The following is a 6,883-nucleotide window of genomic DNA, read 5'->3' as shown; positions in this document are numbered from 1 at the left end:
AACTTCATAGTCAGGTGGCAATAGCGAAGAGGTCACACCCGTTCCCATCCCGAACACGGCCGTTAAGCTCTTCAGCGCCGATGGTAGTTGGGGGTTTCCCCCTGTGAGAGCAGGACGCCGCCTGGCAATACTGAAAAAGAGATGACCTCGTGTCATCTCTTTTTTTATATTCTTTATTCGATAAAGGAGAATTCGTAAATGAATCATTCCCGTATGCCTCTGCTTGAAGCTTTAAAAAAGCATCAGCAGAAAAAGCCTCTTTCTTTTCACGTACCCGGTCATAAAAATGGCTTGCTTGCTTCTTGGATGGAGCTTTCACTGGATGTAACCGAATTAACGGGCTTGGATGACCTTCATGCTCCAGAAGAATGTATTAAAGAAGCAGAAGACCTGCTTTCGGACTTACACAATACGGTGGAAAGCAAGTTTCTTGTGAATGGAAGTACAGTCGGCAACCTTGCCATGATTCTTGGCACCCTTTCCAAAGGCGATATTGTGTTTGTTCAGCGCAATTGCCATAAGTCTGTGTTAAACGCCTTAAAAATGGCTCAGGTCTTCCCCGTTTTTTTAACACCTGATTTTGATGAACATACGCAGACAGCAGCCCAAGTATCAAAGCAAACATTAATGGAGGCATACAAAACATATCCTGAAAGTAAAGCGGTCATTTTTACGTATCCGACGTATTATGGAATAACCGGTTCTTTTCAAGAATTGGCGGATATTGCCAGGTCTCGCGGTTCCTTGGTGCTTGTGGATGAGGCGCATGGAGCCCACTTTGGGGCTGTGGAAGGGGAAGTGCCCATGAGCGCCTTGCAGCTGGGAGGAGATATCGTTGTACAGTCTGCGCATAAAATGCTGCCTGCTATGACGATGGGTGCTTACCTTCATATTAAGTCTTCCCAAATCGATCGCACGCGCCTTCAATTTTATCTGCAGGCTCTGCAGTCAAGCAGTCCATCTTATCCAATTATGACTTCCTTGGATTATGCCCGTTTTTATGCCGCTTCCTATACGAGGATAGATCATACTTACTCTATGGCTCTAAAAAACAGAGTGATTCAGTTTCTCCAATTAAAGGGGTTCGCTTGTATATCTACAGATGATCCGTACAAACTGCTTGTAAGGGCTGAAGGACTGACAGGGTATGAGTTGCAGGCTTTGTTTGAAGAAGCAGGCATCTATATTGAACTCGCCGACCCTTATCAGATACTGCTCGTTTTTCCTCTTTTAAAAGCAGGAGAGAATCTCTTTGAAGCACAAGCCATGCAAAAACTGGGCAGCTTATCGTTTAAAACAGGAAAAACATCTCCTTCTTTTTCAGAAAATTTTCCGTCTGCTCATGTATCCACTCTCGACTTGCCTTATAATGAGCATAGTTGCTTCCAAAAAAAAGCTGTTTCCTTGAAAGACGCAGCCGGCGAAGTGGCAGCTGAAATGATTATTCCGTACCCGCCTGGTATACCGCTTGTGATGGAGGGGGAACAGATTTTAAAGGCTCACGTAGAGCAGATTGAGTGGCTGGTCAGCCAAGGAGCCCGCTTTCATGGGGGAGAAAAATTGAACGAACAGAAGCTTATGGTGTTTCGGAAGGAGAACTAATGTGCCAGGATTATTTATTACAATAGAAGGACCAGAAGGAGCAGGGAAAACGACCGTGCTACAGCGGATTGTTGAAGAGCTTGAAAAAAAGGGGTACCCGATTGTTCAAACGAGAGAACCGGGCGGCATAGCCATTGCGGAGCAAATACGTTCGGTTATTTTAAATAAAGACAATACAAAGATGGATGCACGCACAGAAGCACTTCTTTATGCAGCAGCCCGCCGCCAGCATTTGGCGGAAAAAGTCATGCCGGCCCTTCAACAAGACTTTATTGTCCTTTGTGACCGGTTTGTCGACAGTTCACTTGCGTACCAAGGCTATGCAAGAGGGCTTGGTATGGAGGAAGTGGCCTCTATTAATGCTTTTGCGATTGATGGCATGATGCCTGCCTTGACGTTATTATTTGATGTACAGCCTGAAGTCGGGCTTGCCCGTATTCATCACCATGATGGACGAGAAGTCAACCGGCTTGATCTGGAGGACCTTTCTTTTCACCAGAAAGTACGGGAAGGATATTTGAAATTGGCCGAGGCCAACCGGGAACGCATCGTAGTGATTGATGCCGAGCAGGAGCAGGAGCTCGTGTACCGAGCTGCACTTTTCGAAATTGAAAAAGTGCTTGGCTAAAAGATTTGGTATAATAGAAGAAATCCTGTAAGGGGGAAAAAATATGAAATTGATTACCGCAGTCGTACAGGACCAGGACAGCAATAAATTATCACAGGCGCTGATTAAACATCAATTCCGCGCAACGAAGCTTGCTTCAACTGGTGGCTTTTTAAGAGCAGGCAATACAACATTCATGATCGGCGTAGAAGATGACCGTGTGCAGGAAGCACTAAAGCTCATCAAAAAAAATTGCCAGTCTCGTGAACAGGTTGCTCCTCCCGTATCGCCGATGGGCGGCAATGTTGATGCGTATGTGCCGTATCCAGTAGAGGTGCCAGTAGGCGGTGCGACCGTTTTTGTTCTGCCGGTTGAACAGTTTCATCAATTTTAAAGGGTGTGAAGTTCGTGTCTAACCCGTGGAAGGAAGCAAAAGAGCGCCAGCCGATCGTCATGAGGATGATTGAAAACAGTTTACTTCGTGACCGTGTAGCGCATGCTTATTTGTTTGAAGGCGATCCTGGAACCGGAAAAAAAGAAACAGCCCTGCTGTTTGCAAAAAGTTTGTTTTGCCGGGAACCACTGGATGGGTATCAGCCGTGTGGGGCATGTATTAACTGCCGCCGCATCCAAAATGGGAATCATCCTGACCTTCACATGATTGAGCCGGATGGCTTATCGATTAAAAAAGAGCAAATTCAATTTTTACAGCAGGAATTCAAAAAAACTGCGGTTGAATCCGGCTGGAAAGTATATATTATCAATCAGGCAGACAAAATGACGGCAAGTGCGGCGAACAGCCTGCTCAAGTTTTTAGAAGAGCCTTCCGCCCGCACCGCCGCCTTTTTATTAACAGAGCAAAGCAGTCTTGTGCTGCCGACCATTTTGTCGCGTTGCCAGCAGCTGACGTTTCGTCCTATTAATTCAAGCGAGCTTAAGCAGCGCTTGATCGAAGAAGAAATTAATGTGCCGATGGCTTCCATTGTCTCCAAATTAACCAATCATTTGGATGAAGCGCTCCAGCTTGCACACGATGAGTGGTTTGCACAGGCACGACTAGTAGTGTTAAAATTATACGAAGGTCTGAAAGGCGGCAGGCTCTCGGCTATTGTTTCGCTTTCAGAAGAATTTCACTCTCATTTTAAAGAGAAACAGCAGGTCAGTCTTGCCCTTGATCTTTTTGTTCTAATTCACAGGGATTTGCTTTCCATTATGACCGGGGAAGAAAAAGGTCTTGCATTTCCCGACCGTCTTGCTTCTTTTCAGCAGGATGCCCTGCATTTGTCAGCAGAAGCGCTGGCAGACCGGATGGCATTCATTCTAGAGGCAAAACGAAAGCTCAGCCGCAATATGAACCAGCAGCTGCTAATGGAGCAGCTTTTGTTAAAGTTACAGGGGGGACACGCCTTTGTGTAATGTAGTAGGTGTACGCTTTAAACAAGCGGGTAAAATATATTATTTTGATCCAGGTGACCTCGGGATCCAAAAGGAAGACCACGTTATTGTGGAAACGGTACGCGGAGTTGAATATGGACATGTTGTTGTCGGGCCAAAAGAAATCGATGAAGATGATGTTGTTCTGCCATTGAAAAAAGTGATCCGGGCGGCGGATCAGAAAGATCGTTTGGCTGTACAGGAAAACAGTGAAGCAGCTATACAGGCATTTGAGACTTGTACGAGTAAAATTACCGAGCATAATCTAGATATGAAGCTTGTTGATGTAGAATACACCTTTGACCGTAATAAAGTGATTTTCTATTTCACAGCGGATGGGCGGGTGGATTTCCGAGAGCTCGTAAAAGATTTGGCTTCGATTTTCCGGACGCGCATTGAGCTGCGCCAAATCGGCGTTCGGGATGAAGCAAAAATGCTCGGCGGTATCGGGCCATGTGGACGGATGCTTTGCTGTTCAACATTCCTTGGTGATTTTGAGCCGGTCTCAATCAAGATGGCAAAAGATCAAAACCTCTCCCTGAATCCAGCTAAAATTTCCGGTTTATGCGGCCGATTAATGTGCTGCTTAAAGTACGAAAACGATGAGTATGAGGATGCGCGCCGTGAATTGCCGGATGTGGGCCAAAAAGTAACAACGCCAAGCGGGAACGGGCGTGTGACGGGCTTAAATATTTTAGAACGGCTCGTACAGGTGCATCTTCCGGAACTGGAACGGACGCTTGAATTCTCATCTGATGAGATCGGAAGAGAGGGAGCCGTTTCTGTGAAAGCAGGTGATTGAGACGGTGGAAAAGTTAGATAAAAAAGGTATTTTTGATTCTGTCATCCATATGGAGCTGCAAATTGGTGAATTATATCAGCAGCTTGGCGAAGTAAAGGTACAGCTTGCGGAAATACTAGAAGAAAACAATTCATTACTGATTGAAAATGATCATTTGCGCCGCCGTCTTGAAGAGTTAGATCATCAGGAGCAAAAAGTGTCAGGGCCTGTCAGCGTGCAAGCACGCGGAGCGGATATCGGTGAAGGATATGATAATCTGGCCCGCTTGTACCAAGAAGGCTTTCATATTTGCAGTGTGCATTTCGGGAGCCCGCGTAAAGATGAAGACTGTCTATTTTGCTTGTCTTTTTTAAATAAAAAATAATGTGATCGAAGCCTTCCTTTTCAAAGGAAGGTTCTTTTGTGCAAAAGGAGAAACAAGTATGGTTGAATTAAAACAAGATGAACGGCTTGATTATCTACTGGCGGAAGAGCTGCGGATTATCCAAAGCCCGTCTGTTTTTTCGTTTTCGCTGGATGCCGTCCTGCTGGCACGGTTTGCTTCCGTACCTAAAACACGCGGCGCTATTGTAGATCTTTGTTCCGGCAATGGTGTTGTGCCGCTTTTAATGTCAGCCAGAACAAAGGTGCCGATCATCGGTGTGGAAATACAGGAGCGCCTGTACGATATGGCGGTCCGCAGCGTAGCGTATAATGGCTTGGATGAGCAAATCGGGATGGTGCACGGTGATTTGAAGCAATCACCACAGCAGCTCGGAAAAGAAAAGTACACGCTGGTGACGTGTAACCCGCCTTATTTTTTAACGCCGTCTCAAAATGAAATGAATGCAAATGAGCATTTTGCCATTGCCCGTCATGAAATTATGTGCACACTCGAAGATTGTATCGTATCGGCTTCCCAGCTTTTAAAGCAGGGAGGAAAAGCCGCTTTTGTTCACCGGCCCGGCCGTCTGCTTGATATTGTCACGCTGATGAGAACATACCGGCTTGAGCCGAAGCGGATTCGCTTTGTATACCCGAAAGCAGGAAACAAAGAAGCCAACACCGTTCTTGTGGAAGGGATAAAAGATGGAGCACCGGACTTAAAGATTTTGCCGCCGCTTTTTGTGTATGATGATAAAGGCGAATATACAGATGAAGTGAGGACTCTTCTATATGGAGACGAGCCACCATTTTTACGTCGTTAAATGCAAAGATGATTCTCTGTATGCAGGATATACAAATGATCTAAACAGGCGGATAAGCGTTCATAATTCAGGAAAAGGTGCAAAGTATACGCGAGCCCGCCGGCCTGTTATCCTTATTCACAGTGAATCGTTTGAAACAAAACAAGAAGCGATGCGGGCAGAATATGCGTTTAAGCAGCTATCGCGTCCCCAAAAAATGAATTATTTGCGGAAAAGAGGTGCAAAGGATGAAATCACAGAAAAGTTTTGACCGTGAAGAAGGGCTTCTTTACCTTGTTCCGGTTCCTATTGGCAATTTAGAAGACATGACAATACGGGCTCTGCGTATCTTGAAGGAAGCCGATGTTATTGCAGCAGAAGATACCCGCAATACGAAAAAGCTGTGCAATTATTTCGAGATCGCGACACCTGTTGTCAGCTACCATGAACACAGCAGTGAAGCAGCCGGCCGCAAACTTATTGAACGCGTGCAATCCGGTGAAACCGTTGCGCTTGTGAGTGATGCCGGTACACCTTGTATTTCAGATCCAGGACATGAGCTTGTGCTGCTGGCCCTCCAAAACGAGGTGAATGTGGTGCCGCTCCCAGGAGCAAATGCTGCCATAACGGCCCTGATTGCATCAGGTATTGCGCCGCAGCCTTTTTATTTTTATGGTTTTTTGAATCGAGGAAAAAAAGAAAAAAAGAAAGAGCTTGAGAAACTGTCCGCTTGTCGCGAAACATTTATCTTATATGAATCCCCTCACCGTTTAAAAGAAACGCTGACGCTGATGGGAGAGTTTTTAGGAGCGGAACGGCAGATCGTTTTATGCCGGGAGCTGACGAAAAAGTTTGAAGAATTTTTGCGCGGCACGATCAGTGAGGCACGTGTATGGGCTGAGGAGTCCAAAATAATGGGAGAGTTTTGTCTCATCATAGAAGGAAATCCAGAGGCATCAGACCCTTTGGAAAAAACAGCATGGTGGAGTGACTTGTCCATTGAAGCGCATGTTGAACAGTATGTAACAGAGCAGAAAATGACGCCAAAAGAAGCGGTAAAGCAGGTGGCAAAAGAGCGTGGCCTGCCGAAGCGGGATGTGTACACTGCCTATCATACATAAAGTCTCTTTATTCATTCAAAACGTAAGCTGGCTGCCAAATGCAATAGGCGCCAGTTTTTTTTATTTTGTTTAACACCCTATACAATGCGTTCGATCCAGTCCCTATAAGCATATTGAGAGGCTTCAGGTAATAAGATGAATGGACATTGTG

At 45.7% G+C, this 6,883-nt stretch carries 9 protein-coding genes and 1 rRNA gene; all 10 read left to right on the top strand.

Features of this window, described 5'->3' with window-relative positions:
• Positions 1 to 10 precede the first annotated feature (10 nt).
• The 10 genes from rrf (at position 11) to rsmI (ending at position 6,732) form a co-directional block, all read left to right on the top strand.
• Positions 11 to 126, top strand: a 5S ribosomal RNA gene (rrf, locus tag RIN81_RS15045).
• Between the two features lie 72 nt (positions 127 to 198).
• On the top strand, positions 199 to 1,602 hold the full coding sequence (locus tag RIN81_RS15040) for an aminotransferase class I/II-fold pyridoxal phosphate-dependent enzyme (RefSeq protein WP_309091550.1): 1,404 nt from the start codon (positions 199 to 201) through the stop codon (positions 1,600 to 1,602).
• 1 nt (position 1,603) lies between these two features.
• On the top strand, positions 1,604 to 2,230 hold the full coding sequence (gene tmk, locus RIN81_RS15035; protein WP_309091548.1) for a dTMP kinase: 627 nt from the start codon (positions 1,604 to 1,606) through the stop codon (positions 2,228 to 2,230).
• 43 nt (positions 2,231 to 2,273) lie between these two features.
• Complete coding sequence (locus RIN81_RS15030) at positions 2,274 to 2,603, top strand: cyclic-di-AMP receptor (RefSeq protein ID WP_309091545.1); 330 nt, start codon at positions 2,274 to 2,276, stop codon at positions 2,601 to 2,603.
• 14 nt (positions 2,604 to 2,617) lie between these two features.
• A complete protein-coding gene (gene holB, locus RIN81_RS15025; RefSeq protein WP_309091543.1) occupies positions 2,618 to 3,625 on the top strand; it encodes a DNA polymerase III subunit delta' in 1,008 nt (335 codons plus the stop codon).
• On the top strand, positions 3,618 to 4,445 hold the full coding sequence (locus RIN81_RS15020; protein ID WP_309091540.1) for a PSP1 domain-containing protein: 828 nt from the start codon (positions 3,618 to 3,620) through the stop codon (positions 4,443 to 4,445). The genes holB and RIN81_RS15020 overlap by 8 nt, the downstream gene beginning before the upstream one ends.
• 49 nt (positions 4,446 to 4,494) lie before the next feature.
• The gene (gene yabA / locus RIN81_RS15015) at positions 4,495 to 4,809 is read left to right on the top strand and encodes a DNA replication initiation control protein YabA (protein WP_242237068.1); all 315 of its coding nucleotides are present in this window, start codon (positions 4,495 to 4,497) and stop codon (positions 4,807 to 4,809) included.
• Between the two features lie 58 nt (positions 4,810 to 4,867).
• A complete protein-coding gene (locus RIN81_RS15010; RefSeq protein WP_309091536.1) occupies positions 4,868 to 5,632 on the top strand; it encodes a tRNA1(Val) (adenine(37)-N6)-methyltransferase in 765 nt (254 codons plus the stop codon).
• Positions 5,601 to 5,882, top strand: coding sequence for a GIY-YIG nuclease family protein (locus RIN81_RS15005; protein ID WP_309091534.1), 282 nt, complete (start codon positions 5,601 to 5,603; stop codon positions 5,880 to 5,882). Before RIN81_RS15010 ends, RIN81_RS15005 begins: the two co-directional genes overlap by 32 nt.
• Positions 5,860 to 6,732 carry a 16S rRNA (cytidine(1402)-2'-O)-methyltransferase gene (gene rsmI, locus RIN81_RS15000; protein ID WP_309091532.1) on the top strand — a complete coding sequence of 291 codons (873 nt, stop codon included), beginning with the start codon at positions 5,860 to 5,862 and terminating at the stop codon, positions 6,730 to 6,732. Before RIN81_RS15005 ends, rsmI begins: the two co-directional genes overlap by 23 nt.
• Positions 6,733 to 6,883: the final 151 nt, after the last annotated feature.

It is taken from the genome of Domibacillus sp., assembly GCF_031181085.1.
Lineage (GTDB): Bacteria > Bacillota > Bacilli > Bacillales > Domibacillaceae > Domibacillus.
Note: the sequence above shows the minus strand (reverse complement) of the source record. Positions and strands in the feature narration are given on the sequence as shown.